26 protein-coding genes, 1 tRNA gene and 1 pseudogene are annotated in these 25,463 nt (G+C 63.2%); 14 read left to right on the top strand and 14 right to left on the bottom strand.

The window, feature by feature from the left end; genetic code table 11:
- The first annotated feature begins 21 nt into the window (after positions 1-21).
- Entirely contained in the window at positions 22-165 is a 144-nt protein-coding gene (locus CB0205_RS15765) for a hypothetical protein (RefSeq protein ID WP_010313022.1), read from the top strand.
- Here the strand turns inward: CB0205_RS15765 and CB0205_RS0100440 are convergent.
- Positions 162-1,691, bottom strand: a complete 1,530-nt coding sequence (locus CB0205_RS0100440; RefSeq protein ID WP_010313020.1) for a YifB family Mg chelatase-like AAA ATPase — start codon at positions 1,689-1,691, stop codon at positions 162-164. The genes CB0205_RS15765 and CB0205_RS0100440 overlap by 4 nt on opposite strands.
- Before the next feature lie 50 nt (positions 1,692-1,741).
- On the opposite strand from CB0205_RS0100440, the gene CB0205_RS0100435 reads away from it, so the two are divergent.
- From CB0205_RS0100435 to CB0205_RS0100425, 3 genes are read left to right on the top strand one after another with little or no spacing between them, the layout of a single operon-like run.
- Positions 1,742-2,104 (top strand): histidine triad nucleotide-binding protein, encoded by a 363-nt coding sequence (locus tag CB0205_RS0100435; protein ID WP_010313018.1) that lies wholly within the window; start codon positions 1,742-1,744, stop codon positions 2,102-2,104.
- 38 nt (positions 2,105-2,142) lie between these two features.
- Positions 2,143-4,134 (top strand): ABC transporter ATP-binding protein/permease, encoded by a 1,992-nt coding sequence (locus tag CB0205_RS0100430; RefSeq protein ID WP_010313017.1) that lies wholly within the window; start codon positions 2,143-2,145, stop codon positions 4,132-4,134.
- 7 nt (positions 4,135-4,141) lie between these two features.
- Positions 4,142-4,324 (top strand): chlorophyll a/b-binding protein, encoded by a 183-nt coding sequence (locus CB0205_RS0100425; protein ID WP_010313016.1) that lies wholly within the window; start codon positions 4,142-4,144, stop codon positions 4,322-4,324.
- A gap of 7 nt (positions 4,325-4,331) precedes the next feature.
- Here the strand turns inward: CB0205_RS0100425 and CB0205_RS0100420 are convergent, their stop codons facing one another.
- The 4 genes from CB0205_RS0100420 to psbX form a co-directional block, all read right to left on the bottom strand.
- The gene (locus tag CB0205_RS0100420) at positions 4,332-4,814 is read right to left on the bottom strand and encodes a hypothetical protein (protein WP_010313015.1); all 483 of its coding nucleotides are present in this window, start codon (positions 4,812-4,814) and stop codon (positions 4,332-4,334) included.
- Complete coding sequence (locus CB0205_RS0100415) at positions 4,811-5,350, bottom strand: hypothetical protein (RefSeq protein ID WP_010313014.1); 540 nt, start codon at positions 5,348-5,350, stop codon at positions 4,811-4,813. Before CB0205_RS0100415 ends, CB0205_RS0100420 begins: the two co-directional genes overlap by 4 nt.
- A 5-nt stretch (positions 5,351-5,355) precedes the next feature.
- The gene (locus CB0205_RS0100410) at positions 5,356-6,237 is read right to left on the bottom strand and encodes a Ycf66 family protein (RefSeq protein ID WP_010313013.1); all 882 of its coding nucleotides are present in this window, start codon (positions 6,235-6,237) and stop codon (positions 5,356-5,358) included.
- A gap of 76 nt (positions 6,238-6,313) precedes the next feature.
- Positions 6,314-6,436 (bottom strand): photosystem II reaction center X protein, encoded by a 123-nt coding sequence (gene psbX / locus CB0205_RS0100405; RefSeq protein WP_010313012.1) that lies wholly within the window; start codon positions 6,434-6,436, stop codon positions 6,314-6,316.
- 137 nt (positions 6,437-6,573) lie between these two features.
- Between psbX and CB0205_RS0100400 the strand changes: the two genes are divergently transcribed.
- Positions 6,574-6,858: a YggT family protein gene (locus CB0205_RS0100400; protein ID WP_050778398.1), complete on the top strand. Its 285-nt coding sequence runs from the start codon at positions 6,574-6,576 to the stop codon at positions 6,856-6,858.
- On the opposite strand, the gene accC is transcribed toward CB0205_RS0100400, so the two are convergent.
- Positions 6,855-8,207 carry an acetyl-CoA carboxylase biotin carboxylase subunit gene (accC, locus tag CB0205_RS0100395; RefSeq protein WP_010312998.1) on the bottom strand — a complete coding sequence of 451 codons (1,353 nt, stop codon included), beginning with the start codon at positions 8,205-8,207 and terminating at the stop codon, positions 6,855-6,857. The two genes, CB0205_RS0100400 and accC, sit on opposite strands and share 4 nt — an antisense overlap.
- A gap of 212 nt (positions 8,208-8,419) precedes the next feature.
- On the opposite strand from accC, the gene CB0205_RS0100390 reads away from it, so the two are divergent.
- From CB0205_RS0100390 to msrB, 3 genes are all read left to right on the top strand, one after another.
- Positions 8,420-8,501: transfer RNA gene (locus CB0205_RS0100390), tRNA-Leu, on the top strand.
- Between the two features lie 19 nt (positions 8,502-8,520).
- The gene (locus tag CB0205_RS0100385; protein WP_010312996.1) at positions 8,521-9,804 is read left to right on the top strand and encodes a putative lipid A disaccharide synthetase; all 1,284 of its coding nucleotides are present in this window, start codon (positions 8,521-8,523) and stop codon (positions 9,802-9,804) included.
- 29 nt (positions 9,805-9,833) lie between these two features.
- Complete coding sequence (gene msrB / locus CB0205_RS0100380) at positions 9,834-10,235, top strand: peptide-methionine (R)-S-oxide reductase MsrB (protein WP_010312994.1); 402 nt, start codon at positions 9,834-9,836, stop codon at positions 10,233-10,235.
- A gap of 9 nt (positions 10,236-10,244) precedes the next feature.
- Here msrB and CB0205_RS0100375 read toward each other — a convergent pair whose 3' ends face one another.
- Entirely contained in the window at positions 10,245-11,171 is a 927-nt protein-coding gene (locus tag CB0205_RS0100375; RefSeq protein WP_010312992.1) for a PRC-barrel domain-containing protein, read from the bottom strand.
- Positions 11,172-11,206: 35 nt separating this feature from the next.
- The gene (smc, locus tag CB0205_RS0100370) at positions 11,207-14,812 is read right to left on the bottom strand and encodes a chromosome segregation protein SMC (RefSeq protein WP_010312990.1); all 3,606 of its coding nucleotides are present in this window, start codon (positions 14,810-14,812) and stop codon (positions 11,207-11,209) included.
- A 91-nt stretch (positions 14,813-14,903) separates the two neighbouring features.
- On the opposite strand from smc, the gene CB0205_RS14035 reads away from it, so the two are divergent.
- Complete coding sequence (locus CB0205_RS14035) at positions 14,904-15,404, top strand: DUF883 family protein (protein ID WP_043705108.1); 501 nt, start codon at positions 14,904-14,906, stop codon at positions 15,402-15,404.
- On the top strand, positions 15,401-15,811 hold the full coding sequence (locus CB0205_RS0100360; protein ID WP_010312987.1) for a phage holin family protein: 411 nt from the start codon (positions 15,401-15,403) through the stop codon (positions 15,809-15,811). Before CB0205_RS14035 ends, CB0205_RS0100360 begins: the two co-directional genes overlap by 4 nt.
- Here the strand turns inward: CB0205_RS0100360 and CB0205_RS0100355 are convergent.
- Positions 15,777-17,114 (bottom strand): cation:proton antiporter, encoded by a 1,338-nt coding sequence (locus CB0205_RS0100355; protein ID WP_010312984.1) that lies wholly within the window; start codon positions 17,112-17,114, stop codon positions 15,777-15,779. The genes CB0205_RS0100360 and CB0205_RS0100355 overlap by 35 nt on opposite strands.
- Before the next feature lie 21 nt (positions 17,115-17,135).
- Positions 17,136-18,314, bottom strand: coding sequence for a class I SAM-dependent RNA methyltransferase (locus tag CB0205_RS0100350; RefSeq protein WP_010312982.1), 1,179 nt, complete (start codon positions 18,312-18,314; stop codon positions 17,136-17,138).
- Between the two features lie 445 nt (positions 18,315-18,759).
- Here CB0205_RS0100350 and CB0205_RS0100345 point away from each other — a divergent pair, with 445 nt between their 5' ends.
- Entirely contained in the window at positions 18,760-19,719 is a 960-nt protein-coding gene (locus CB0205_RS0100345; RefSeq protein WP_010312972.1) for a tyrosine-type recombinase/integrase, read from the top strand.
- Between the two features lie 44 nt (positions 19,720-19,763).
- Here CB0205_RS0100345 and CB0205_RS15145 read toward each other — a convergent pair.
- Together CB0205_RS15145 and CB0205_RS14030 are read right to left on the bottom strand one after the other, a co-directional pair.
- Positions 19,764-19,973 (bottom strand): annotated as a pseudogene (locus CB0205_RS15145) (2Fe-2S iron-sulfur cluster-binding protein); the annotation flags it as partial.
- Between the two features lie 7 nt (positions 19,974-19,980).
- Entirely contained in the window at positions 19,981-20,217 is a 237-nt protein-coding gene (locus tag CB0205_RS14030) for a hypothetical protein (protein WP_010312968.1), read from the bottom strand.
- Between the two features lie 825 nt (positions 20,218-21,042).
- Here CB0205_RS14030 and CB0205_RS15760 point away from each other — a divergent pair.
- Positions 21,043-21,498, top strand: coding sequence for a hypothetical protein (locus CB0205_RS15760; protein ID WP_156797695.1), 456 nt, complete (start codon positions 21,043-21,045; stop codon positions 21,496-21,498).
- 641 nt (positions 21,499-22,139) lie between these two features.
- Here CB0205_RS15760 and CB0205_RS16220 read toward each other — a convergent pair.
- The gene (locus tag CB0205_RS16220; protein ID WP_010312961.1) at positions 22,140-22,316 is read right to left on the bottom strand and encodes a hypothetical protein; all 177 of its coding nucleotides are present in this window, start codon (positions 22,314-22,316) and stop codon (positions 22,140-22,142) included.
- Between the two features lie 877 nt (positions 22,317-23,193).
- Between CB0205_RS16220 and CB0205_RS16215 the strand changes: the two genes are divergently transcribed.
- Positions 23,194-23,367 (top strand): hypothetical protein, encoded by a 174-nt coding sequence (locus CB0205_RS16215; protein ID WP_198001888.1) that lies wholly within the window; start codon positions 23,194-23,196, stop codon positions 23,365-23,367.
- Between the two features lie 475 nt (positions 23,368-23,842).
- Positions 23,843-24,166, top strand: coding sequence for a hypothetical protein (locus CB0205_RS14020; RefSeq protein WP_010312956.1), 324 nt, complete (start codon positions 23,843-23,845; stop codon positions 24,164-24,166).
- Between the two features lie 1,086 nt (positions 24,167-25,252).
- Here CB0205_RS14020 and CB0205_RS16450 read toward each other — a convergent pair.
- Positions 25,253-25,463: hypothetical protein (locus CB0205_RS16450; protein ID WP_232197202.1), on the bottom strand; the 211-nt coding region annotated here is incomplete at its 5' end.

The following is a 25,463-nucleotide window of genomic DNA, read 5'->3' as shown; positions in this document are numbered from 1 at the left end:
AGGTCTCCGTCGAGGTGCGCTGTGAAGCAGTTAATCAGTGCCATCAACCGCTGGTTTGGCAAGAGCGTGGGCAATGCCTTTGGCAATCCCCTCGAGGAGCGGCAGCACCTGCCCCCCAACGTGGGCGTTCAGCCCTATCGCGATACCCCGCCCCACAAGCACTAGGCCGTAAAGCTGCGGTAGGTCAGGGCCTCGGCCACGGCTTGGGGCCCAACCTGATCGTCGCCGTTGAGATCCGCGATCGTTCGGGCCACGCTCAGCAGCCGCTGGCCGCTGCGGGCTGAGAGCGTCCGAGCGGCCACAACCTGCTCCCAAAGGGCCAGAGTTTCCTGGCTGAACGCGCCCGTATCGCGCAGGTCGCGGGCGCTGAGCCTGTGGTTGCTCCCTGCACCTGGATTGCGCTGCTTCATGCGCAGGCGCGCCTGCTGGATGCGCTGGGAGGCGGAGGCTGTCGATTCCGGCGGCCTCCGCTCGATGCAGGCGCTGTAGCCCTGCCGCAGGACCTGCGCGGGCACCCGTTGCATCACGACCTGGAGGTCGATGCGATCGAGCAATGGGCCCGAGAGCCGGCCCCAGTAGCGCTGGCGCTCGGATGTGGTGCAGCTGCAGTCGTGCTCCGGGTCGCCGTACCAGCCGCAGGGACAGGGGTTGGTGGCGGCCACCAGGCTGATGCAGCAGGGGTAGTGGAGCTGCTGCTTGGCCCGGCTGAGCCGGAGGGTTCCCTGCTCGAGCGGTTGCCGCAGTTGATTGAGCACATCGCGGCGGAACTCCCCCAGCTCATCGAGAAAGAGCACGCCCCGGTGGGCCAGGGCCAATTCCCCAGGCCTTGGGCAACTGCCGCCGCCCAGGAGTGCCGCGCTTGAGCAGCTGTGGTGCGGGCTGCGGAAGGGCCGGGTCCGGATCAATCCGCCCAGTTGCTCCAGTTCTCCTGCAATCGAATAGAGCTGGGTGATCTCCAGCTGCTCCGGTGGGCTGAGGGGCGGCAGCAGTCCGGCCAGGCTCTGGGCCAGCAGGGTTTTGCCGCAACCGGGCGGGCCGACCAGCAGGAGGTGATGGCCCCCGGCCGCGGCGATCTCCAGGGCCCGCCGGCCGTGGGCCTGGCCCTGGATCTCCTGCAGGTCCACGGGAATCGGCGTGGGCTGTGGTGTGTCGCTTGAGGGCTGCAGCGGGCCGGGGCTGTAGTCCGGCTGCAGTGCCTCGAGCGCTTCGCACAGGCTGCTGACTGGGCGCACCTCCAGGCCGCTGATCAGGCGAGCCTCAGGGCCGTTGGCCTGGGGGACCAGCAGGGCCCGGGCCCCCGCCCGCTGGGCGGCCAGGGCGATGGAGAGGGCGCCGCGGATCGGTCGTAACTGGCCATCGAGACCCAGCTCTCCGCAACACCAGATCCCCTCCAGTCGCGCGGGCTCGAGCTGCCCGCTGGCACAGGCCAGGGCGAGGGCGATGGGGAGATCAAAGCTGGGGCCCTGTTTGCGCCGGTCGGCCGGCGCCAGGCTGACGATCACCCGCGAGAGGGGCAGCCGTAGGCCGCTGTTGCGCAGGGCCGAGCGCACCCGCTCCCTGGATTCCTGAACGGCTGCATCGGCCAGACCGACGATCACCAGGGCCGGGAGTCCCGGGGCGAGATCCACCTCGACCTGGACGGGGTAGGCCTCGATTCCCGCTAACGCGGCGGTGCTTGATCGTGCCAGCATCGGCTCATGGACAGCGCTCTATAGACGTTCCACCGCTGTTTCACCAGCCCATGGCCGACGCCGCTGACCTCGCCAGCAACGACACGATTTTTGGCCGCATTCTGCGGGGGGAGATCCCGTGCGATCAGGTCTATGCCGATGAGCAGTGCCTGGCCTTCCGCGACGTGGCTCCGCAGGCACCGGTGCACGTCCTGGTGATTCCCCGCGAGCACGTCGTCAACCTGGCGGAGGCCGAGGCCAGCCAGGAGCAGTTGCTGGGCCATCTGCTGCTGGTGGCCGCCAAGGTGGCCAAGCAGGAGGGACTGAGCGGTTTTCGAACGGTGATCAATAGCGGTGAGGAGGCCGGCCAGACCGTCTTTCACCTGCATGTGCACCTGATTGGTGGCCGTCCCTTGGCTTGGCCTCCAGGCTGAGTACCCAGCGGCGAGAATGACGGCATCTGAACGCCGTCATGAATCCCCTGCAGGCCTTCCGCCGTCAGCTCATCAAGCTGCAGCGGCTGGCTCAGCCCTATTTCCTTCCCGTCGAGGAGACCAGCGGTTGGCAGTTCCTGCTGCTGATCGTTGCCCTGCTCGCGGTGGTGGCCGGCAGCACCCTGCTGCTGCTCAGCGGGGTGCTGGCCCTCAGCGGTGCGCTGATCCCCGAGTTCCAGGCCCGCTTCCTGCCGGGGGTTCCCCAGCAGATCGCCGCCCTCTGGGCGAGCCCTGCCGGCCCCATCTTGATGGTGCTGTTTGCCGCAGGGATCGGCAGTTTTGTCTCCCTGCGCAGCAAGTTGCGTCAGGGGCGCTGGCTCCCCTGGGTGCTGCTGGGGGTGATCACCCTGTTGATCTTGGTGATCAACGGCATCAACGTCGGCATTAGCTACGTCGCCCGCAACGTTGAAAACGCACTCGTCACCTACAAGGTCGAGGAGTTCTGGCAGATCGTCGCGATCTATGCCTTTTGCCTGGTGCTGGCCCTGCCGATTCGCGCTCTACAGAGCTATCTGATCCCTCGCTTGGGTTTGCTCTGGCGGGAGTGGCTCAGTGGTCGCCTGTTGCGCCGCTATCTGACCAATCGGGCCTACTACGTCCTCAATCCCAATGATGAGGCGGCTGAAGAGATTGATAACCCGGACCAACGGATTTCCCAGGACACCGCGAGTTTCACCGGCACCAGCCTGAGCGTCAGCGTTGAGGTGGTCTCCGCTGTCTTGACCTTCCTGAGCTTCATTGTGGTGCTCTGGACGATCAGCTCCACTCTGGCCCTGTGGCTGCTGATTTATTCCCTGGGCGGCACCGCCGTGATCGTCTTCGCTAGCCGCAAGCTGGTGGCCCTGAACTATGACCAGTTGAGGCTGGAGGCGGACTTCCGCTACGGCCTGGTCCATATTCGGGACAACGCCGAGTCGATCGCCTTCTACCGCGGTGAACAGCAGGAATCACGGGAGGCAGAGCGCCGCCTGGGTGGCGCGATTCAGAACTACAACAAGCTGATTGTTTGGGAGGCGCTGATCAGCGTGATTCAGCGCTCCTATGACTACTTCTCGCGCTTTTTGCCCTGGCTGGTGATCGCTCCGATTTACTTCGCCAAGGAGGTGGATTTCGGCGTCTTTGCCCAGTCCGGTATTGCTTTCTCCCAGGTGTTGTTCTCGGTGAGTTTCATCGTGAACAACATCGATCGCCTGGCGGCCTTCTCGGCGTCCATTAGCCGCCTGGAGGGGTTCCAGGGCAAGGTCGAGGCCATCAGTGAGGTCAATGCTGAGCAGCAGCGCTTAAGCGAGGAGCAATCCAGCACTGGGGCCTCGGGTTCCCTGTTGGTGCGCCACGTGGATCTGGTGCCCCCCAACAGCGATCGGCGTCTGATTGAGGACCTCAGCTTGGAGGTGGGGCCGGGGCAGCGGGTGCTTGTCGTTGGTCCCAGCGGTTGCGGCAAGACCTCGTTCCTGCGCCTGGTCAGTGGCCTTTGGCCCGCTGCCCGCGGTGAGGTCCAGCGCCCCCCCCACCAGGAGTTGCTGTTCATCCCCCAGAAGCCCTACATGATTTTGGGCAGCCTGCGGGAGCAGCTTTGCTATCCCCAGGAGCCCCAGCGCTTCAGCGATGAGCACCTCCGCAGCGTCCTCAACGAGGTGCGGCTGTCGGCCTTGGTGCAGCGCTACCCGGATTTCGACATCAAGCAGGACTGGCCGCGGCTGCTGTCCCTGGGTGAGCAGCAGCGCCTGGCGTTCGCCCGCCTGCTGCTGAATTCCCCGCGCTTTGTCGTGCTGGATGAGGCCACCAGCGCCTTGGACGTGGCCACCGAGAAGCACCTCTATGAGCTGCTCTCCCAACGGGAGATGGCCTTTGTGAGCGTGGGTCACCGCCCTAGCCTCAAGAGCTTCCACGACCTGGTGCTCGAGCTCGATGGCCAGGGGGGATGGAAGCTGATTCCCGCCACCAGCTATGACTTCAGCCAAGGAGCCTGATCCGACGATGTCCGAGACGCCCGAGGTCCCCGTGACCAGCGCCACCACCAACGACGCTCCTGCCTTTGGTTGGAGTGGCTACGCCGAGCGGGTGAACGGTCGCTTCGCGATGGTTGGTTTCGTGGCGATTCTCGTGGTTGAGGCGCTCAGTGGGGAGACCTTCCTGCGCTGGGCTGGTTTTGTGGGCTGAGGTTCCCTCAGGGAATCTCCAGGAGATCGATCTGCCAGAGCCCGCCGCGGCTGACCTCCACCGCCAGCACGCGCCCATCGGCACTGAAGCTGACCTGGCGCGGAACCCCGGCGGGCTCCATCGGCAGCAGCTGCGTGGCCTGGAGGCTGCGCTTGTAGAGCACCAATTCCGTGCGGTCCTCCCGTTGGCGCACGACCGCTAGCCGTTCAGCGTTTTGATCGACCGCAACGCTGATCGGCAAAGCATCGGGGCGATTCAGTCCCGGTAAGGGGACCGGGTTACGGCGCTTGACGTCGATCAGCTGCACCTGCACGCGTCCATTGCCGCGTGCGGCGATCAGGGCCAGCCATCCCCCCGCCAGCGAGGGGCTCCGGCCCTGCCCCAGTTGGTTGAGTTGCTGGTTCAGTCCTGGTAGGGGGCGCAGACGTCCGCCAGTACAGCCGCTGAGCAGCAGCAGCGTCGCGCCAGCACTGAGCAGAAGACGGATCAAGGCTCGACTCCTGGCCCGCCGCCGCTCTCGCGCTGCCCTGGGGCGAGGTCCGGCTCCAGCAGTCCGCTGAGGTCGTAGATCTGCAGTCGGGTGCTGCCCTGGGAGGTGAGCTCCACCGCCAGTTGACGGGCATCGGGGGCCAGGCTGAGCCGCCTGGGTTCGGCGTTGCCCGGCAGGAAGAGGGGCTGCAGTGCTCCGCTGGCCCGATCTTCAATCACCGCCTCCCGGCGCGCCCCCCGCTGGATCAGCAGGGCGAGGTAACGGCCGTTCCAACTCAGGGAGGGGGAGCTGTGGGGTTGATGCCGCTTCAGGTGGCGCAGGGGCAGAACTTTGCCGCTCCGCCGTTCCTGCAGCAGGACGGTGGTCCGCCCGCCGCGCTCCACCAGGGAGGCCAGAAGGCGACCATCGCCGCTCAGCGCTGGTTGTTCGCGGTTCTCAGCGCCGTTGAGCCCCAGGGGGCTGGCGCTCTGGCGGCGCAGGCCGCAGCCGCCGATGGCCAGCAGCAAGCCAGCCAGCACCAACGCTTTGGCGGGCAAGGGCCTCAGTCGTCGAAACGGGAGCTGTTGTCGCGAGGGGCACCGCCAGCGGCGGGGCGAACGGGACGGAACTCAGCGTCACTCACGCCGGCATCCGCCTCAGGTTTCGCAGAAGTGGCCTGATAGGGAGCGCCCTGGGGAACGCCGGGATTGCTGGGGCTGCGGCTTGCTTCAGGAGCGGGGGAGCTCATGGGGCTGCCGCGCCGGCTGGAGCGGGGCATCTCCTCGGGCCGGCTGTTGGGGCGGCTGCCGCGGCGCATGTCCTCGCGACCTTGGCGGCGGCTGCCGAATTCTGCTGAGCCAGCTTGGGCTCCACCGGCGCGGAAGCGGCTGGACTGTTCAGGTTCGCGCGCTGGGCGGGCCGATCGGTCCTGACCCTGCCAGTCATCGCGGGAGGCGGCCCGCTCGGGGATGGCTGCTCGGGCTGGACGACGGGAGCGGTAGAAGTCGTCTTCTTCACGCTCGCCGTAGCTGTCGTCGCGGGAGCGAATCCGACGCCGAAGCGGCTGGGGATCGTCGAAACGATCGGCGTCATCACGGAAATCGCGACCACCACCCATGCGGGGCCGGGGCGCGGGTTCCTCGTCGTCGTCAAAGTAGGACGAGCGGCGGGCCTGCTCCGTCGTCACGCCACGCAGCCGAACGCTCTCGTAGCCGAAGAAGACGGTGGTAGCGGCCAGCAGGAACTGACCGAACTGGAGGATCGGATCAAGGCGCCAGCCTTGAAAAAAGAGAATGCCGCCGCAGAGAAGCCCAACGGCGGCAAAAAACACGTCGTAGTCGCGCGCCAGAGCCGGCTTGAAGCTCCTCATGAAGTAGAGGAGAGCCCCGCCGACGGCCAGCACGATCCCGACAATGCTGGCCCAATTCAGGCTGGCGTTAACCACAGATCGATTTGCCCTTTCAGGTCACTGTAGGCCCGGCGTCGAGGCCAGCAGCTGCCGGAGCAGTCCCGCAGAGGGATCAGAGCTTGCGATCAACGCGGTCGTTCTGGCTGATCAGGATCACGGCGGCTGCCACAGGGATGACCACGATCACGGCGCCCCAGACAAGGCTGCTCAGAAAATTGGCGAGGGAAGGGGTCATGACAGTGCCGAATCCGCGGGCAATCCTAGGCAGTGATGGCAACTTCCTACGATTGCGGAGCAGCTGCTTAGAGCTTTGTGACGGGACCCGATGGCTCCAGCCTGGAACTGCTCCGTCTGGTGCTGCCCCCCTTCACCATGGGCCTGGGCCTGTTGCTGTCGGCTTGGACCCTGCTGTTCCTGTTCCGGATCGTCCTGACCTGGTATCCCCAGGTCGATCTCAGCCAGGGTGTCTTGCGGATTGTGGCCGTCCCGACTGAGCCGGTTCTGGCGCTGAGCCGCAAGCTGATTGCGCCGATTGGCGGCGTCGATGTCACCCCGGTGATCTGGGTCGGACTGGTCAGCCTGATCCGCGAGCTGCTGGTGGGGCAGCAGGGCCTCTTGACCCAGATGGTGATGCGCCTGAGCGTGCTGCCGGCCTAGCCGTTCGGCAGCATCTCCTGCTCCACGAACTTGGTGTGGACGTCGCCGGAGATGAATTCCGGGCGCTCCAGCAATTGCAGGTGGAATTCGATCGTGGTGGGAATGCCGGTGACGGCGCATTCCGCCAGGGCGCGCTTGAGCCGCTTGAGGGCGTGGTCGCGATCCTTACCCCAGACGATCAGCTTGCCGATCAGGGAGTCATAGAAGGGTGGGATCTCATAGCCCGTGTAGACGTGGCTATCGAAACGGACGCCTGGGCCGCCGGGGGGAAGCCAGCCGGTGATTTTGCCGGGGGCGGGCCGGAAGTTCTGGCGCGGGTCCTCGGCGTTGATGCGGACCTCGATCGCATGGCCAGTGAGTTTGATCTCCTCTTGGCTAAAGGAGATGGGCTCGCCGCCGGCGATCCGCAGCTGCTCGGCAATCAGGTCGACCCCGCTCACCATCTCGGTGACGGGATGCTCCACCTGGATCCGGGTGTTCATCTCCATGAAATAGAAGTTGCCGGTGCGATCCACCAGGAACTCCACGGTGCCGGCGCCCTCGTAGCCGATGGTGCGGGCTGCCGCGACCGCTGCGTCTCCCATGCGGCGACGCAGCTCAGCATTGATGGCGACGCTGGGGGCCTCTTCCAGTAGTTTTTGGTGGCGCCGCTGAATCGAGCAGTCCCGCTCTCCGACGTGGACGACGTTGCCGTGGCGGTCGGCCAGCACCTGCACTTCGACGTGCCGGGGCCGGTCGATGAATTTCTCCATGTAGAGGCCGGGGTTGCCAAAGGCGGCTTCCGCTTCGCCCTGGGCGGCCTTGAAGAGGTTGTCGAGTTGGTCCGCTGAGGGGACCAGGCGCATCCCGCGGCCACCTCCACCGGCGGTGGCTTTGATCATCACGGGATAGCCCATGGATTCCGCCAGGGTCCTGGCTTCATCCACGTTCTCCAGCAGCCCTTCACTGCCGGGGATGGTGGGAACGCCCACCTTCTGCATGGTGGCCTTGGCCGTGGACTTGTCGCCCATTGAGCGGATGGAGTCCGGCGAGGGTCCGACAAAGGTCAGGCCGTGGTCAGCGCAGATCTCGGCGAACTTGTCGTTTTCCGCCAGGAAGCCGTATCCGGGGTGGATCGCATCGGCACCCCGGGAGGTAGCGGCCGCCAGGATGTTGGGGATATTGAGATAGCTCTTGCTGCTGGGTGCATCGCCGATGCAGACCGCTTCATCAGCGAGCTGGACGTGCAGGGCGTTGCGGTCGACCGTGCTGTAGACGGCGACGGTGGGGATTCCTAATTCCCGGCAGCTGCGCAGGATCCGAAGAGCAATTTCGCCGCGGTTGGCGATCAGCAGTTTGCCGATGGGCATCCAGTGGCAGTCCGGCGAATCCGGCAGGGCGGGCCGGGTGGACTGTATCAGTGATGACTGGGCCCATCCCCTTGCTGGGCGGGGTCAGGCGATGGGTATATTGCCTGGGCAGTGCATCAGTGCTGCACCCCTCACGCCACCGTTTTTCGGTGGTGGACTCCCCCCGAGATTCCAGACCAGGACTTCGTTTTGGCTTGGACGCTCACTACCACGCGGATGTGGTGGAATTGGTAGACACGCACGTTTGAGGGGCGTGTGACTTCGGTCTTGCGAGTTCAAGTCTCGCCATCCGCATCGTTCAGAGCTCCGCAGCGTGAAGCCTGCCGCCGCTGAGCCCAATCCACACGGCGATGCCTGCATCGTCTTGGTCTGCAATGGCCCTGGTGAGCTGGCCACCTGGGTGCGGCCCCTGGCCCAGCGGTTGCACCGTGAGTTGCCCCTGCGGCCCCTGACGCCTGGGGCGCCGATGGCCCTGCAGTTGGTCTTGGTGCCCTGCCCCAATGCCACGGGCATTGAGCACCAGGTGGCGGATCGGATGGGCTTGTTTGAGCGGATCAGTCCGGCCAAGTGCTTCTGGAGCCTGTTGCTCAGGCCCCAGCGCTTGGGCCGTTGGCCCCGTCGTGGCGTTGTGGTGTTCCTCGGGGGCGATCAGTTCTGGACCGTGCTGCTCTCAGCGCGCCTGGGCTATCGCCACATCACCTATGCCGAATGGGTGGCGCGCTGGCCCCGCTGGAACGACCGGATTGCGGCCATGGGGCCGGCGGCGGCGGATCGCCTAGCGCGGCGTTGGCAACCCCGCTGCCAGGTGGTCGGTGACCTGATGGCGGATCTCTCGGAGGCCGCGCGCTCAGAGCGCCCCTTGCCCCAGGGGGAATGGGTGGCGTTGATGCCCGGTTCCAAACGCGCCAAGTTGCAGGTGGGCGTGCCGTTTTTGCTGGAGGCCGCTGATCGTCTGGCGGCCCAGCGGCCTGGTATCCGCTTTCTGCTGCCTGTGGCTCCGACCACCAGTGTTCAGGAGTTGCTGGCCTACGGCAGTGCGGCGAATCCGATCGCGCAGCACTACGGCTCGGGTGAGCCGGTGCTGGAGGGCTATGACTTGGTGACCCCCGCCGGCTCGCGGATCCGCTTGGTGGAGGAGCAGCCAGCCCACGGGGTGCTGAGTCAATGCCAACTGGCCCTGACCACCGTCGGGGCGAACACCGCGGAGTTGGGTGCCCTGGGGGTGCCGATGATCGTGCTGGTGCCGACCCAGCACTTGCATGTGATGCAGGCCTGGGATGGGGGCATTGGAATCCTCGCCCGCCTGCCCTTCTTGCGTTGGCTGCTGGGGGCGGCCTTGACGGCCTGGCGGATGCGCAACCACGGCTTCTTGGCCTGGCCCAACATCTCCGCAGGCCGCCAGGTGGTCCCCGAGCGGGTCGGGGCGATCACACCCCAGGAGATCGCCGCTGAGGCCGCCGATTGGCTGGCCCATCCGCAGCGCCTGGAGGGGATGCGGGAGGACCTGCGCAGCCTGCGGGGGCAGCCCGGGGCCGTGGCGGCTCTGGCTGGGATGGTGCGGGAATTGCTGCCGCCGCCTTCTGCTGGCGCTGCCTAGCTTGAGCGGGTTTCCCAGGCTTCCAAGCGATGGCTGACGCCGCCCAGCACGACAACGAGCAATGGCGCGAGAAGCTCACCCCTGAGCAATTCCAGGTGGCCCGCATGGGCGGGACCGAGCGGGCCTTCACCGGGATCTACTGGGACAACAAGGCCAAGGGGATGTACCGCTGCGTTTGCTGCGGCAGTGAGCTGTTCAGCTCTGAGACCAAGTTCAACTCCGGCACCGGCTGGCCGAGCTTCTGGGATGGGGCCAAGGAGGGCGCCATGAGCACCCACTCGGACACCAGCCACGGCATGGTCCGCACCGAGATCAAGTGCGCGAACTGCGATGCCCACCTGGGTCACGTTTTCAATGACGGTCCCACGCCCACCGGGCTGCGCTACTGCGTCAATTCCGCGTCCCTGAATTTTGAGGAGGAGAAGGGCTAGGCCCTTCCCTCACCAGGGATCGCCGCCGCCGGAGGGCTCCCGCCGCCGCGGCAGGGGTGCCCGCTCATCGAAGGGCTCATAGGGCTCGACGTCCAAGGGGGACTCATCACGCACATAGCGGCGCGGTGCGGGCTCCTCATCGAGATAGCGGCGCTGGCGCAGGGGCTCGCGTTCGCGGCGCTGCTCCACCTCGACATAGTCGTAGTCCTCTTCCGGTTCGAAACGGCGGTTGGTGGCCGGCTCGATGCGGCGCTGCTCCTCCTGGGCGGTGGGTTGCCCCGCGGCCAGTTGGTTCTCGACGGGAACCATGTTCAGGCGATAGCGCTCGCGTTCCTCCTGCTCCCAGCTGGGGCCACCGACGCCGAGCTTCTCGAGCAGGCCGGTGCCGAGCTGCTTGAGCTTCTCCTCGGCGCCCTCATAAACAATGATTCGATCGGGACCGCTGCTGACGATCTCTTCAACGGTCAGCTCCCAGGTGCTGAGCACCCCCTCGCCGAGCAGCGGGACACCAACGGCTCCGAGCACCAGGGTGGTGAGTTCGCCGGTCTCGATGTCAAAGCTGAAGCCCAGCACGCGGCCCAGCTGCTCCCCGGATTCAGTGATCACCTGGCAGTTGATCACCCGGGAATAACGGTCCGGATCGAAGTTCTCCGAGAGGGAGTCGGCCGAATCCACCAGGATCACATCGCCCACTTGGCGGATGCTCTCGAGGGGCATCCAGCGGGGCAGGCCCGGCAGAAAACGCGTGAGCGGGTTGTCCCGCAGGCCCAGGGAGACCACCTCGCGGCGGTCGATATCCACCACAACTTCGCCCACCACACCCAGACGCCGGCCGGTGTCCCGGGTGATCACCTGGGTGCCCATGAGCTCCGAGCGCAGCCAGAGGCGGTCGCTGGGGGTGGCCGCTGGGTTGCTTCCTGGTGGAGTGCTTGTCATGGGCGCATTGTGACCGAAAACCTGTCGGAGCTTGGTTAGGCCGCCGGGGGTAATCCCACCACCTGGGTGTGGGCCCCGCGGGCTTGGGTCACACCGATGGTGCGGGTGGCGGCACCAATCATCGGACGGCGGTGGCTGACCACCAGGAACTGGGCAGCATCGGCCTGCTGGGCGATCAGGGCGGCGAGCCGCTCGACGTTCACGCCATCGAGGAAGCTGTCGACCTCATCAAGGGCGTAGAAGGGCGACGGGCGGAAGCGCTGCAGGGCAAAGAGGAAGCTCAGGGCCGTCAGGGACTTCTCGCCGCCGCTCATGGAGGCCAGGCGGCGCACGGCCTTGCCCTTGGGGTGGGCCACCAGGTTGAGGCCGCCCTCCAGGGGAGCCTCCTGGTTTTCCAGCTGCAGGAAGCCCTCGCCGTCGGAGAGGCCGGCAAAGATGTCGCGGAAGTGCTCATCGACGGCGTTGAAGGCCTCCATGAAGGCCTCCTGGCGCAGGGTGGCCACGGTTTCGATACGCAGCAGTAGCTCCTCGCGTTCTTTGCAGAGGACGTCGAGGCGCTCCTGCAGGTCCGCCAGCCGCGTCTCGAGTTCTTCGAGCTCCTGCAGGGCAAGCATGTTGACCGGCTCGAGGGCCTCCATGCGCTGCTGCAGGCTCTTGAGCTCGGCCTGAAGCGCCTCGAGGCCGTTCTCGCGCACCTCCTCGGGGATCTCAGGCAGGGGATCGGGGAGCTCCCGTTGCAGCTGCTCTAGCCGGCCGCCGCTGCTGCGCTCCTCCTCGGCCAGGGCCAGGAGTTCCTCGCCCAGGCGCTGCAGTTCCCATTCCTGTTGTTGCAGGGCCTGGCGCTGCTTGGCGAGTTGGGCCTCGGCTTCGTCGCGTGCGCGGCGCCGCTCACCAAAGCGGGTTTGCAGCTCCTGCTGCTTGGCCTCGAGGGTGCTGCGCTTCTGTTGATCGGCCTGCTGCTGCTCCTTCCACTGGGTGCGCTCAGCGATCAGGGCATTGACGGCCTGGGCGAGCCGCTGCTCTTCCCCGCCCAGGGCTTGGAGTTGGCTGCTGACCCGCTCGGCGGCCAGTCCCCTCTCCCGGCGCGCGGCCAGCAGGTTGTCGCGTTCCTGTCTGGCCTGGGTCAGGGCGGCATCGGCGGCCTCGAGTTCCTGCTGCAGGCCCTGCCAGCGCTCGCTGTCGCCGCTGGCTTGGGCACTGGCTTCACTGGCCTCCAGCTGCTGCAGGGCTTGCTGCAGCGGGGTGAGTTCCGTGGCGATGGCCTGCAGGCGCTGCTGCCCGCCGCCCAGGTCGGTCTCGATCTGCTTGATCCGCGCGCTGAGCTGATTGCGGCGTTCCTGCAGTGGGCCGCTGGCCCGTTGGGCGGCCGTGCGCTCGGCGTCCAGGGCGGCCTTGCGTTGCTCCAGCCGGCTGAGCTGCGGCCGCAGTTCTTCGAGGGACCGTCCGAGCTCGGATTCCTTGCGCTTGCTGGCCAGCAGGGTTTCCCCGAGCTCCAGCAGACGCCGGCGCAGGGGTTCGGCTTCGTCGGCGTCGCTGGCGGCACCGAAGCTGAGTTGATTGCCCCGTTGTTGCAGGCTCCCTCCGGTCATGGCACCGCTCTTCTCGAGCAGTTCGCCATCGAGGGTGACGGCGCGGCAGCGGCCCAGTTCGCGGCGGGCGCTGGCAAGATCCCGGAAGACCAGGGTGTCGCCGAAGACGTAGCGGAAGACCTCGCCATAGACGGGCTCAAAGCGCACGAGCTCCACGGCCCGCCCCACCAGACCGTCGCCGCCCACGGCTGCGCCACCGCGCTCAAAGGCGGCGCCGTTGCGCATGGCCCCGCCCCCGCCACGGATCTTGTTGAGGGGCAGGAAGGTCAGGCGACCCGCCCGGCGGCTTTTGAGCAGATCGATCGCCCGGGCGGCAATGCGGTCGTCATCGACCACCACCTGGCCAAGGCGGGCGCCGGCAGCTACCTCCAGGGCGAGGCGATGGGCTTCCTCCACCTCGGCGAGTTGGGCGACGGGGCCGTGGATGCCCTCGAGTCCAGCCTCGAGCAGCAGGCGCAGGGCTCCGGTGCCGCGGCTTTCCTGGATGGTTTCCCGCCGGGACTCCATCCGGGCGATGTCTCGCTCCAGGCTGACCTGCTCCTGCTCGAGCCGTTGGCGGGTGCGCTGCTGCAGCGCGAGGGCTTCGGCGAGCTCCTGGGCGCGGGTCTGCTGGGCCTTGAGCTCATCGAGCAGTTGATGCCACTCGTCCTCCAGGGCGGTGAGGGAGCTGGAGACCCCATCGCTGCTGGCGGCGTCCTGTTGCAGTTGCTCCTGCAGTTCTCCCAGGCGTTCCTGCTCTTGGCGCAGGCGCTCGACGAGCTGCTGCTGTTCGGCCTGCAGCGGGGAGAGCTTGGCCTGGAGCTCCTGGCGTTGGCGGCTGCGCTGCTTTTGCTCTTCCAGCCAGCTGCCGCTGCGGCCGGCCACTTCCCCCAGGCGACGGCGGGAGAGTTCGACGGCGGCTTCGGCAGTCCGGCAACCCGCTTCGGCCTCCTCCAGGCTGGCCTGATCGTCAGCGCTGTTGAGCTGGCTTTGCTGCTGCTTGAGGTCGGCTTGCTGGCGGCCGAGCTCCATGCGCTGACGCTGGAGTTCCTCGGCGCCCTGTTGGTGTTTCTCCGCTTGGCGGCTGAGTTCCCTGGCGCTGGCCTCCAGGCCGGCGAGCTCGGACTGCACCGCCAGGAGCTGATCTTCCCCAAGGGCTTTGACCTCGGCCTGCAGGGCGTCGAGGGCTTTGGAGGCGGTCTCGAGGGTGCTTCGGCCTTCGCTGACGCTCTGGCGCTCGTTCTCTTGCTGGCGCTTGAGCGCCTCCTGGCGGCTCTGCAGTTGTTTGAACTGGGCCTCGGCCTGCTCGAACCCGAGCACCTGCTCCTGCAGCCGGCCCCGCTGGAAGCGCTCCCGCAGCTCCTGGTAGGTGCGGGCTTTGGCGCAGTCCCGCTCGAGCTTTTGCCGGGAGACCAGCAGTTCCTGCTGGACGATGGCGCAGCGCTCTTCCCGGTCTTGCACGTCCGAGAGCTTGGAGCGGGTCTGCTCGATGCGGGAATCGAAGAGGGCCACCCCGGCGAGCTCATCGATGATTCCGCGGCGGTCGCGGGAACTCATCGAGACGATGCGGGTGACGTCGCCCTGCATGACGACGTTGCTGCCTTCCGGGTCCACCCGCAGCCGCCGCAGCTGGGTTTGCAGCTGCTGGAGATTGCAGGGGATGCCGTCGGCGCTGTAGGTGCTGGCGTAGGTGCCGCCGGGGGCAATGCGCAGCCGGCGGGTGACGGTCCACTCGGTTTGCCCGGGCTTGATCCAGGGGCCTTCTTCGGGTGCCTCGAGACCCTGTTCGGCCTCATCGGGCTGCCAGTCGCTCAGGTCGAAACGAACGGAGACGACCGTTTCGGCCGCTTTGCCCTGCTTGAGCTTGGAGCTGTTGACCAGGTCGGGCAGTCGCTCCGCCCGCATGCCGCGGCTGCTGGCGAGGCCCAGGCAGAAGAGGACCCCATCGAGGATGTTGCTTTTGCCCGAGCCGTTCGGGCCGGTGACCACCGTGAAACCCTCGTCCAGTGGGATCGACATCGATCCGCCAAAGGACTTGAAGTGGGTCAGCTCTACCTGATTGATGTGAACCAACAGGCCCGAGCGTCGAGCACCAGAAAGGTAGCCGACCCTCTGTCGATTTCAAGGCATGGTCACTACGGTGTGGTGGCTGTCCCACGGCTCCATGGACTCAGGCACGACCAGCAACGGTGTCCCCCAGGAGCCCGTGCAGGAGCAGCCCTGGCGGGCCAAGATCGAGCCGGAGGAGGCGCCTGAGACCGAGCCCCTCTCGCCTGTGGCGAGCCTGTTCCGAGAGCGCTTTGAGCAGTTTCTGCCGACGATCCAGCGGGAGTGGCCAGACGTCGCCCGTCACACCCTGGAGGCCACGCGGGGCAGCCTGGACACGGTGGTGGAGGTGATTGCCCGGCAGACCGGCCGAACCAGTGACGGAGTCAAGGAGCAGTTGCTGGATCTGCTGACGGTGGGCGAGGACCAGGCCCAGCAGTGGGCGGATTCCCTGCGGCCGCTGGAGGAGCAGCTGGAGCATCTGCTCGATGACCTCAATGCCAACTTGCGGCCTCGCATCGAAAAACCGGTGCGGGAGCGCCCCTTGATGGCTTTGGGATTGGCTGCTGGAGTGGGGCTACTGCTCGGTCTGTTGCTCTCCGGCCGCCGTTCGTCATGACCAGCTCCGACTCCTCTTCTTCGAAGGACGCCCCGCGGCGTGGCGTCCCCTTGAAGGCGGCCTCCCGGATCACCGGGTTGGTGGCCTCGGTGATGGACCTGCATGTCCGGATTGCCCTGAAGGAGGCCGACCGCGAGAAGCGCCGTTTGATTGGCGGGGTCGTGCTGCTGATGGCGGGCCTCTCGGCGCTGTTGATGGCCTGGTTGGCGGCCGATGTGGCGCTGTTGTTCTGGCTGCATCAGAACTGGGGCTGGAGCTGGATCCACTCCGCCCTCGGCTTGATGGCGGTGAACCTGCTGCTGAGTGCTGTATTTCTGCGGATCGGTGGCCTGATGACTAAGGGCCCCTACCTGCCCGAAACCTTGGCGGGTCTTACGAAGACGACTCGGGCGTTGGTTGGTCGCTGAGCCAGCGGCAGAGGCCCGGTAGGGAGAGCCCCTGCAGGCTGAGGTTGAGGATCACCGTGATGAAAACGATCCCCTGACAGTTCTGGGCCAGGACGCTGGCGGCTGCATCGCTGGGCACTCCCCGCAACAGTGGGATGGCGCCCATGACGTTGAAGGAGAGAGCCAGGGGGACCGCTCCGCGTAGGCCGCACCAGGCGATCAATAAGGACTCCTTCAGGCTGAAGGGCGAGAGCCGCTGAAAGATCAGGACGCTCAGGGGCCGGGCGATGAGCATGAGGACCGCGGCGGTGGCCAGACCGGCCGGCAGGGCTGGCAGCAGGTGGGTTGGATCCACCAGCAGACCAAAGATGAAAAAGATGCTGATCTCCGTCATGGTGTTGAACGGCAGCAGCACTTCTTGAATCGTTTGGTGGTTGATCTCAGGGCGCTGATAGTGCTCATTGGTCATCATTAGACCGGTGATATAGACCGCGACAAAGCCCGATCCGCCCAGGATTTGTGTGCAGCCGTAATCCATAAAGGCGATGGAGATCGCCACGATGAGCAGTTGCTCCCGGTCAACCACCAGGCGGTTGATCATCACGCGGGCGACATAGCCAAATCCCAGGCCCACCAGGACTCCGGAACCGATTTTTTGCAACAGGCTTGAGAAGCCGCTAATGACAACATCCGGGAGTGCTTGCCCTTGCGCGCCAACGCTGAAGAGACTGGCGGCGATGCTGAACAAAATCAGCGCCGATGGGTCATTGACGGAAGACTCAAATTCGAGCAGATCTTGAACATTTTTCGGCACATGCCGTTTGACCTGTCGCAGGACCCCGAGGGTGGCTCCGGCGTCGGTGGAACCCAGGCAGGCGGCCACGAGAAGAGCTGCCCCCAGGGGGATGGCATTGCTGAGCCCCGGGGTGATCGCTGCCCCGCTTTGGGAGGTCAGCCAGACGATCGCAGCACCCAGGACCAGGGTGGAGACGGCGACCCCGGCAATGGCCAGGACGAGGCCGTATTTGAGGAAGCCACGAATGGCCTGGGTATCGGTTTTTAGCCCGGCATAAAACAGCAGTAGGGCCAGCGAGAAGGTCTGAAGGCGTTCGACCTCGGATGGATGGATATCGAGAACCTGAAGATTGATCAGCAGGCCTAAGAAGAGAACCCCAAGAACAGCGGGAATCCCAATTCGAATCGAGAAGCGACTGATGATCAGCGTGCCCAGATAGACCGCTCCGATGAAGAGCAGTTGAATCTCGAGGGGGATCGTCATTAACCCCTGGCTGCTGGCCAGTAGGGGGGTGATCCAGTGGCTCATGGCAAAAGCCTAGGGCTGGCTTTAACGGATTTCGTAGTGGAGCCAGCGGCAATCAATGCCTCCGTTGCTGATCGGAATGCGCCGGCTGGCTTTCATGCGTAGGGCGCCGGTCAGCTCCGGGTTGCCGCTGAGGAGCCAGAGGCTCCAGCCACTGCAGCGCTCTTTCACCATGGCCCCGAGATCGGCGTAGAGCTGCTCGAGTTCATCGCGTTCACCAATCCGCTCGCCATAGGGCGGATTGCAGACCAGGACTCCCGGGCCGCTGGGCAGGGCGAGCGTGCGGAAATCGCCGGTTTGGAGGGTGATGGCTTCAGCGAGTCCTGCGGCCTGGGCGTTGTGTCTGGCTTGCTCGGCCACGCTGGCGTTCTGTTCGCAGCCCAGCAGCAGCGGCAGCGTGCTCAGCGGTTGCTCGCGCGATTGGGCCCGGCGCTGCTCCTCGTCCCAGAGCTCGGTGTCAAAGTCCGCCCAGCCCTCGAGGGCAAAGGGGCGATGCAGGCCTGGGGCCTGGGAGAGGGCCCAGCTGGCGGCTTCGATCAGCAGTGTCCCCGATCCACAGAGGGGATCGACCAAGGGGATCGATCCATCCCAGCCCGTCAGCCGGATCAGGCCGGCGGCCAGGTTCTCCTTGAGGGGGGCGAGGCCCATGGCGCTGCGGTAGCCGCGGCGATGGAGGCTGCCGCCAGAACCATCGAGGCTGAGCCGTGCCTCGTGGCGGTTGAGGTGGACGTGGAGGGAGAGGTCGGGCTCCTCGAGGTCAACGGAAGAGCGCTCGCCCCAGATGTCGCGCTGCAGGTCGACGACGGCGTTCTTGACCTGCAGCGCCGTGTAGTGGCTGTGGCTCAGGCCGGGATTGCTGCCGCTGACATCCACGCGGAAGCTCATCGAAGGGTGCAGCCAGCGCTCCCAGTCCAGGGCGTTCTGAATGCCGTCGTAGAGCGACTCGCGGTCATGGCAGGGGAACCGCGCGATCTCCCGTAGGAAGCGGAAGGGATAGCGGCATTGCAGATGGAGCCGATAGAGGCAGGCCATGTCCGCCTCAAAGGCAGCGGCGCGCCGCAGGGGTTGCACCTGCTTGGCGCCGAGCTTGATGAGCTCCTCGGCGCCAATCTCCTCAAGGCCCTGGGGGAGCACCGCGATCCCTTGGATCAAGCCGCTCTTGACGAGGCGTTTGACCGGTTGCCGCTGCCAGGCCTCTGTCATGACCTCAATCGACGGGGGCGGTTGTCCTCCTCGATGGAGGTCTCTCCCATTGTGCGTTGACCCTGCAGAATGAGGGGGTCCGGTCTCGACCGGACTAGGTGGCTCACACCAGTGTTTCGGACAGCGGTTCGATTCCGCTCAGCTCCACTTCATGGGGCTGCAATGGTTTCGACGGGGCATGAGGAGGGTGACTGAAGCCTGCTCGGTAAGAGCGAACCCGTAACAGCGAACAACATCGTTCGTTTCTCCCGTCAGACCGCCCCTGTGGCTGCCTGACCCTAATTAAGGGAGATGGGGTTAGATCAGCCTTATCAACCAAATGATCCATGGGGGCTGGGAGGCCCCTTCAAATCAATCCCAGAGCGGGATCTCGTCGATTGCGACGGAAGCCTCGGATTCGCTCTCATCCAAATCCTCATCCAAAATCCCCCCAGTTCTCGCGGGGATGGACAAGGCAGAGGCGCTTGCCTATGTCTCCCGTTTATTCGATGCGGCGCAAGCAGGTGCGGTGCTGTGGGGTGACGACCTTTTGCTCAAGCGGTTTCTCGCCCAGTGCAGCCGCTCCGGCAGTCAGGAAACCCGTGACGGCTATGCCCGAGAAATCCGTCATTACGTCAGTTGGCGGGATCGCCACCACCCCCACTTGCATCTGCGAGAGATCGACCCATCACTCACCGAGAACTGGATTGCCGAGTTGCTGCATGCGGTCGAAGTTGGAGAACTGAAGCCGCGCAGCTTCAACAGGCGCGTCAGTGCGGTGAGTGCGATGTATCGCTGGGCTTCTGAGCCCTCCCGTTCTGCGGTGACAGGTGTGCCGCGTAATCCCATCCCCCCGCGAGTTCAGCTCCACGCACCGAAGCTGGCGAAGCCATTACCTGAAGCAGATCTCTCCGCAGTGCTCGGCAGGATCAGCCAAGCCAAGGCTGAAGGCTCCAAAACAGCAGCCAGGGATTTTGTTCTAGTTCGCGGGAGCTACCTGCTTGGTTGCCGGGTTTCCGAGTTGGCTCGCCTGAAGTGGGGGGACATTGAGGCTGTCGATGGGGGCGGGCAAGTCACGCTTCTTGGCAAGGGCAGTAAGCAACGCACCGTCCGGATCAGCGTTGAAACCCTGGAGCTGTTTGAGTCCTTAGGGCGACGGGAGTCAGGGGATTGGGTCTTCCCCTCAAACCGGAAGGACGGTCCGCTGAGTCGGCAGGCGATTGCTGAGCGGATGCGCCGCTGGGGACGAGAGGCGGAGGTTCATCTCCATCCCCACAAGCTGCGTCATACCCACGCCACTCATGCGATCCGCCGCGGGGTGGATGTCTTCACGCTCCAGGCAACGCTTGGACACAGCAGTAGTGCCACTACTTCTGGGTACGTCGCGGCTAACCCAGCGGACTCAAGCTCGTTACGGCTGGGCTGACGTAATTGGCGTTGCGGTCGAATAGAAGCGGAGGGAGCTGTTTCGCCGAGGCCGACCTGGTCGTCATCGAGATAAGACTGATCGGCTTGATCAACAGCACCACTGAGTAGCTGTCCCGCACAGGTACTACAAGCACCGGCCTTGCAGGAGTAGGGCAGATCCAGTCCTGCCTCCTCGGCGGCATCGAGGATATAACTGTCATCGGCACAGTCAAAACTTCCGAGACCTTCAATTTGGATGGTGTAGGTCGCCATGGCCTGATCAGCACAGAGGTTGTGGAAAACGCACGGTGCGCCAACCGCCACTGGTGGTGCTTACCTCCACGCCGATGGCCAGTGGTTGGTTGGCGGTGAGACTGCCGCACCAGGCCCGGGCCTCCTCCAGGGCGGCCTCGAGGTTCTCGTATAGGCCGTCGAGCTGGGGATGGGGCTGCAGTGCCGCATCAACCAGCCTGTAGCGAGGGCAAGTCGGGGCCGTGAGTAGCTGTAGGTGGTTCATCTCATCTGACCGAATCACAAATCAATCCTGTTCGCTCTGCGGCATAGGCAGTTGTGCTGTTGAACACGGTTTGACCGTCTTCTGTTGGGCTTGGTGGCGCTGAACAGAGTTGGGCGTGAGGCCTCGAAGACCGGCCAAGATCGCCCCTTGGAAAACAGACGACCTGGTGTCGAGGGCTATTGGCGCAGAGATAGTTGCTCCGTGCGCGGCATGTTTCGTTGACTTCAGGCTGGGGTAGCACCGCAGCTCATAGTTGTAGTGCTGTAAAGCAGTAATGCCGATCCCATAAAGAACGGTTGAGCCGATAACACCGGCGGCCCCGTTCATGCCAAGTTGTTATGGAAAGCAGCTAACGCCATAGCTGCTTTTGCTAGGCGACACCTTGGTGGTGTCACCTCAACAGCTCCCGTCCGCGGATTTTCTCCCCAGCCCACCCGGGGAGCTGTTGCTGTCTTGAGATATGCGATCACTGCCCTTTGTCCTTGATACTGGCTCCGGTTTTTGTCTTGTCTGAACATGGGTTTGTGAGTCACCTTCAACGGGGTAGCTTTTTGTCCTCTCACGGGAAAAGAACCCTTACTAGCCATGCAAGTACTGATATCTGCATGGAAGACCAGAACCCTGATCGCCGTGTACGGCAATGAACAGGAAAAGCTGTCGATGTATTGGAAATGACAAGAAGTTGTCAACAAATACCAACAAGGCCTGGCTGGCGAACGAGTCAATGGGTTGAATCAGATTCATCAAGCCGCAAAGACTGGATAACCACAGAAGATGAGACCAGATGAACTGGTCAGACGATGTGGTGGCTCTCGCTCTGAACACATGCAGAGCCCTGACAACTTGCAAACCATGAAACACAAAGTCGTGAACGTGGGACTTGGTCAGTTCGCCCCCAGGCAGCGCAGGAGACTTCGCACTACTCCGACCCCTGAGCAAAAAGAAGCATTGATCAAGCTCTTTAAGCGGTACAGCGCATTGAGTGAACAGGAGACCGATCAAGCCATCCAAGAAGAGATTGCCAAGATCAACTCAACCCTGAAGGGGCTGAGGTGTCCTTATCCACGCTTCAGATCCCATCCACCCGTACCGCCCGAGATCGCTGTTCTGACAATGGATGAAGCCGTTACGCCAAGGGAACGAGAGCGACCTGAACAACATCCGATGGACTCAGCTCAACGGAAACGCTTCATCACCCAGCTTGAAAGCACTGAGATGGCAGGTCGATCTGTTGAGCTACCGTTTGGATTCGGCACGGAACAACATCGCTTTAGCAGGTGAAAGTCTGACGCCTTACGGGAGGGGGCACGTGGACTTGACCCGACAAGAGCAATGCCACTGACGGGGGGCGCTTGAACTGTCAGTTGGTTGACAAGTTCCAACCGACCTCGCGTCCATCGGTTGGAGAGCTTGCCACCGCCTTCCTCTGCGTGTCAGGCGATATTTAGTTTCTACAAGTGGAAACGGAATGCGTGATGTGCTCTAAGCAACAGAAGTCATTATATTCATATCTTGTTCATTATTCGCAGGTCCCATTGAGCCGCACTCTCTGAGTTGTTCGGCGTTGGCTCCAGGTCAGTTCGGTCAAGAAGCCAGCCATTAGCGAGCCGCACACAACCATCTCCAATATCAATCCTCAGGATGGACTCTTCAAGAGCTTCTGGTCATGAGCAAGCTGCATCATGCGCAAGATCTCGTACTCAGCCATGCAGTCAACACAACTGCACGGATCACCGTGCAGATCCCAGCGATCGAGCGTGTAACCCGTTAGCTCGGATTGATCGTTATGGAACTTGGTCACGGCGATGTGACTACGGTTATGCAAACTCTGTCGCGCATCAGACCCTGAAACAGTCGTGTAAACCGACCCTGTCTTGGCGTCTTAGAACGTGGACTGGTTGAGCTAGCTGGTCGCCTAGCAATCAACCAAAAGGCGGATGGCATTCAGTCTTGAGCTGCTCTTGAATGGCTTGATGGGTGCTGGCCTTTTCGCCGAACCATGCCTTCAGCAGCTCTTTGGCGAGGGCGCGCAGAACCTCGGGGTCGCTCTGGGCATCGATATCTCGTTTGAGGCGCTCAACCTCAAAAGTTTGCGCCATGGTGAGCCGATCGGAGCCATCGATTGGATGCGATGGGACAATTAAAAGTTATGGGGTTCCGGGCTGAAGAACGTCATGTTGACTACACAATCCGCGCTCTGTCAGCAACACAGGACAATGACTAATTGTAAAGCAGTTGTCATTGGTTCACGTTCGCCCTCGCCGCTCGCTTAAGACTGAAGCAAGCTGATTCTTGATCATGCGACTGAGTTGGAGTCAGCACCTGGCTGCGGCCAGAACACTCGAGCTCGCTAGTCGGGAACAAACAGGAACAGCGCTTGCCTTGATGGGTATGGCGCTGATGATTGCTCTCCAGGACCTCCAGTCGATCACTTCATTAGAGTCATCCGCTACCGAACGGAGCCAATCCAACTACTTCTAGTAGCACGAGTTACACCTTCCAGAAATCTTCCAGTCAACGTTGTGTGCGTTGACCCACGCAAGGTCGACTCTCTTTATACGCTGCATTGAATTGGCCTTGCGTTCATGTCCGACATCCAGCGGTCACTCCAGCCTGCCAGCCTGAAGTGGCAAGACGATGGCGAGCTCTCAGCTCAGGACATATTCAACCTGGTTTGCCGCCTGCGAGCTGTGGAACCAGGCGCCACCAGCAATGAGCTGTGGCGCCTCGGGCAGAAATATCCCAAGTCCACCCCCAGCACTCACCAGGCCTGCCGAATCCACACCGCCTGACTCAGGCGTGCGAGCAATGAAGTTCGCCAGACGTCATACCAAGATCTAATTATACCAATGAGTCGATCTGATCTGTCGTGGTCTTTCTGTTGTTGATTCGCCCACATTCTTTCAAATCGTAGTTTAGGTCACAGAGAAAGATTCCTCCATCAATAGTGTTGTCATGTTGTTTGTTTGCACCGAGATGTCGAGCACGCAAGAACTCACTATCGGTCAACAGTTTGAGGTGGAGCGCTTTTCCAGGGCAATTGACGCCACAGCGGAACCCGCGCGGCTGAAGGCTCTGGCCAAACAGCTACTGCAGGCCTGGCATACCCAGAAAGCCGCCACCGACTGGGTGAAGTCCCAGAAGCTGTGAAGCCCTATGAGGCCATGTCAATCACTCCTCTCCCGTTGCTACTGCGTCTGAGTGATTGACCGGATCAACGGTACGGAATTGTCATCCCTGGACCGTACACATCGCTTTCCTGCAATGACTCGCCTTGTTCTTGTCAGCCCATTGACACAAATGCTTGGCTTTGGAGTCTCAACATGTCGATCAGGTGGACCATGGGATCGTCGATATATTCATCTTCGAACAAGACCAGCAGCCTTTGAGCACTCGACTGCTGACTTCGGATCGTAATGACAATGATGACTCATGTTCTAGATAGCATTTGCTGACCCAGGGCAATAAGGACGTCAAAGGCACATTTCAGGAGACATCGAATTGCAACAATCCAAGAAGAATAGTGCTTCCAATGCGCACATCTCGTTCAATTGAGCTGCTCTCTGCTCGCTCCACGACATCAGGCTCCACAGTCTTTTCTGAGCCTCTGCCAAGCGACGAAACGTTGATCGCGGAAGTGCACAGCAGCGATCGCGGCGAGCTGTTTTGCCATCGCTTTCAAACCGATCAATTGCAGGTGATCAGCGGCAGTTTGGATCTGATCGTGTTGCAGGATCGCCGCCTGCAGTGCATCTCTCTACGGGAGGATGAACCGGTCTGGTTACGCATTCCGCCCGGTGTCCCCCATGGTGCGATCAACCGCAGTTCACGTCCGGCCGTCGTGGTGAATGCGGTTCTACGTCACGGTGTGAGTGATCGGCGCGATTACCAGCCGCGGGCGATCCCCAGGGCCCTGGCTCAGATGTGGTCTGAGTTTCAGGTCGGCTAGAGGATTCGGGGCAAAGCTTGCCTAAGCACCTGCTGTAGTTGTTGTCCGAGACGCCCGAACTTGGATTGCGGCTAGCTCACGTTTGATTAAGCCGCCAGGGCTTGTGATCCGCCTCGTGACTGGCCTTGTCGCGAATGCCGGTAGAAATGCTCTTTGTGCTGGCTACGGTCTTCGGGTAGTAATGGTGCGCGCCTCTTGACGAAGAGATCGCCCAGCGCCCCTGCTGTCGCTCTCAGGGGCTTTTCTGATTTTCGAATGTCCTGAACGCGACATTGCTCTCGCGCTTGAGCGTCCGGTGCGCCATAAGGACTTTGGGCCGCAATCTCTTCGTCAAGGCATGGCGGCTCAGGGGGGTGAACCGCCGGTTCGCCCCTCCCCTCTTGCATTAGAAGCGCCAGTGAGGCCATAACAATTGAGGACACGGTTGAGTGATTCCCCGTGATCCGAGACGGGGGAGTGCCAAGCTCCCCCACCCCAACACTTCCCGCTACTGAGCAGTGGATCGGGGAGCTGTTGTGCCAGCGGTTTTGAGACGCCTGGTCCGTAAGTCTGGTTGCGGTCGAATAGAAGCGGAGGGAGCTGTTTTGCCGAGGCAAGCTTGGACTCACCCCACCTTGACGTGGTCCATTGCCCAACACTCCGTGGCGCCGCCTGAGAACAGGCAAACCATGGTCTGGTCAGGGTCGATGACTCTGTAGGTGGAGCCATCCGCGAAGTTCTTTAGCCGTGCGTGCAAGTGGGCGAGGTCGTGGTCGGGATGTTCTTCGGTTTGTCTCCAGCCTTTACTGGTCAATCTTTCGATGGAGAACACGAGCTTCTCAGTGGAGGGGATGCATAAGGTCGGTCAGCGCCACTGACTTGGGTAAAAACAACGGAATCTCATTGGGATCACGCCATGCACAGCGCACCAGGAAGTATTTCTTGATACGAGACACTGCATCTAGCGGAACTGATTGGTCTCTAAGGGAAAGAGCCTTGGCAGCCGATCTCAGCAGACTGACCTCTTCTCAATCGTGACGCTGAGCCTCGACATCACCGGCTGTCGCCAAAGCGGCCACTAACACAACACAAGGTGTTCAGCACGAACTAAGCGGCGCGCTTGTCTTCCTGTGAGCCACTCTTAATCAGTTGATCCACACCTGCTTGCGCCGAACTCTGGTAGTCGACGACCAGGTCACTGCAACAGCGGGGGAGAGCAAAGAGGTCTGGACAGTCGCGTAGCGCGAGTTGGCGACGCTCGATATGCGCGACGCTCAATTCAGAGCCTGGTGATGGCATGCAGCCATAGGTCGTAGTG

This window comes from Synechococcus sp. CB0205 (genome assembly GCF_000179255.1).
Classification (GTDB): domain Bacteria; phylum Cyanobacteriota; class Cyanobacteriia; order PCC-6307; family Cyanobiaceae; genus Vulcanococcus.
Note: the sequence above shows the minus strand (reverse complement) of the source record. Positions and strands in the feature narration are given on the sequence as shown.

What these genes read in the sequence shown, in the direction of transcription:
- msrB (WP_010312994.1), top strand. Translation starts at nt 9,834, where the DNA reads ATGGCTGACGCCGCCCAGCACGACAACGAGCAATGGCGCGAGAAGCTC.
- psbX (WP_010313012.1), bottom strand. Translation starts at nt 6,436, where the DNA reads ATGACCCCTTCCCTCGCCAATTTTCTGAGCAGCCTTGTCTGGGGCGCC.
- CB0205_RS0100425 (WP_010313016.1), top strand. Translation starts at nt 4,142, where the DNA reads ATGTCCGAGACGCCCGAGGTCCCCGTGACCAGCGCCACCACCAACGAC.
- CB0205_RS0100345 (WP_010312972.1), top strand. Translation starts at nt 18,760, where the DNA reads ATGGACAAGGCAGAGGCGCTTGCCTATGTCTCCCGTTTATTCGATGCG.
- CB0205_RS0100375 (WP_010312992.1), bottom strand. Translation starts at nt 11,171, where the DNA reads ATGACAAGCACTCCACCAGGAAGCAACCCAGCGGCCACCCCCAGCGAC.
- CB0205_RS0100400 (WP_050778398.1), top strand. Translation starts at nt 6,574, where the DNA reads ATGGGCCTGGGCCTGTTGCTGTCGGCTTGGACCCTGCTGTTCCTGTTC.
- CB0205_RS0100350 (WP_010312982.1), bottom strand. Translation starts at nt 18,314, where the DNA reads ATGACAGAGGCCTGGCAGCGGCAACCGGTCAAACGCCTCGTCAAGAGC.
- CB0205_RS0100360 (WP_010312987.1), top strand. Translation starts at nt 15,401, where the DNA reads ATGACCAGCTCCGACTCCTCTTCTTCGAAGGACGCCCCGCGGCGTGGC.
- accC (WP_010312998.1), bottom strand. Translation starts at nt 8,207, where the DNA reads ATGCCCATCGGCAAACTGCTGATCGCCAACCGCGGCGAAATTGCTCTT.
- CB0205_RS0100440 (WP_010313020.1), bottom strand. Translation starts at nt 1,691, where the DNA reads ATGCTGGCACGATCAAGCACCGCCGCGTTAGCGGGAATCGAGGCCTAC.
- CB0205_RS0100355 (WP_010312984.1), bottom strand. Translation starts at nt 17,114, where the DNA reads ATGAGCCACTGGATCACCCCCCTACTGGCCAGCAGCCAGGGGTTAATG.
- CB0205_RS16220 (WP_010312961.1), bottom strand. Translation starts at nt 22,316, where the DNA reads ATGGCGCAAACTTTTGAGGTTGAGCGCCTCAAACGAGATATCGATGCC.
- CB0205_RS15760 (WP_156797695.1), top strand. Translation starts at nt 21,043, where the DNA reads ATGCAGAGCCCTGACAACTTGCAAACCATGAAACACAAAGTCGTGAAC.
- CB0205_RS16215 (WP_198001888.1), top strand. Translation starts at nt 23,194, where the DNA reads ATGTCGAGCACGCAAGAACTCACTATCGGTCAACAGTTTGAGGTGGAG.
- CB0205_RS0100435 (WP_010313018.1), top strand. Translation starts at nt 1,742, where the DNA reads ATGGCCGACGCCGCTGACCTCGCCAGCAACGACACGATTTTTGGCCGC.
- CB0205_RS14030 (WP_010312968.1), bottom strand. Translation starts at nt 20,217, where the DNA reads ATGAACCACCTACAGCTACTCACGGCCCCGACTTGCCCTCGCTACAGG.
- CB0205_RS14035 (WP_043705108.1), top strand. Translation starts at nt 14,904, where the DNA reads ATGGACTCAGGCACGACCAGCAACGGTGTCCCCCAGGAGCCCGTGCAG.
- CB0205_RS0100430 (WP_010313017.1), top strand. Translation starts at nt 2,143, where the DNA reads ATGAATCCCCTGCAGGCCTTCCGCCGTCAGCTCATCAAGCTGCAGCGG.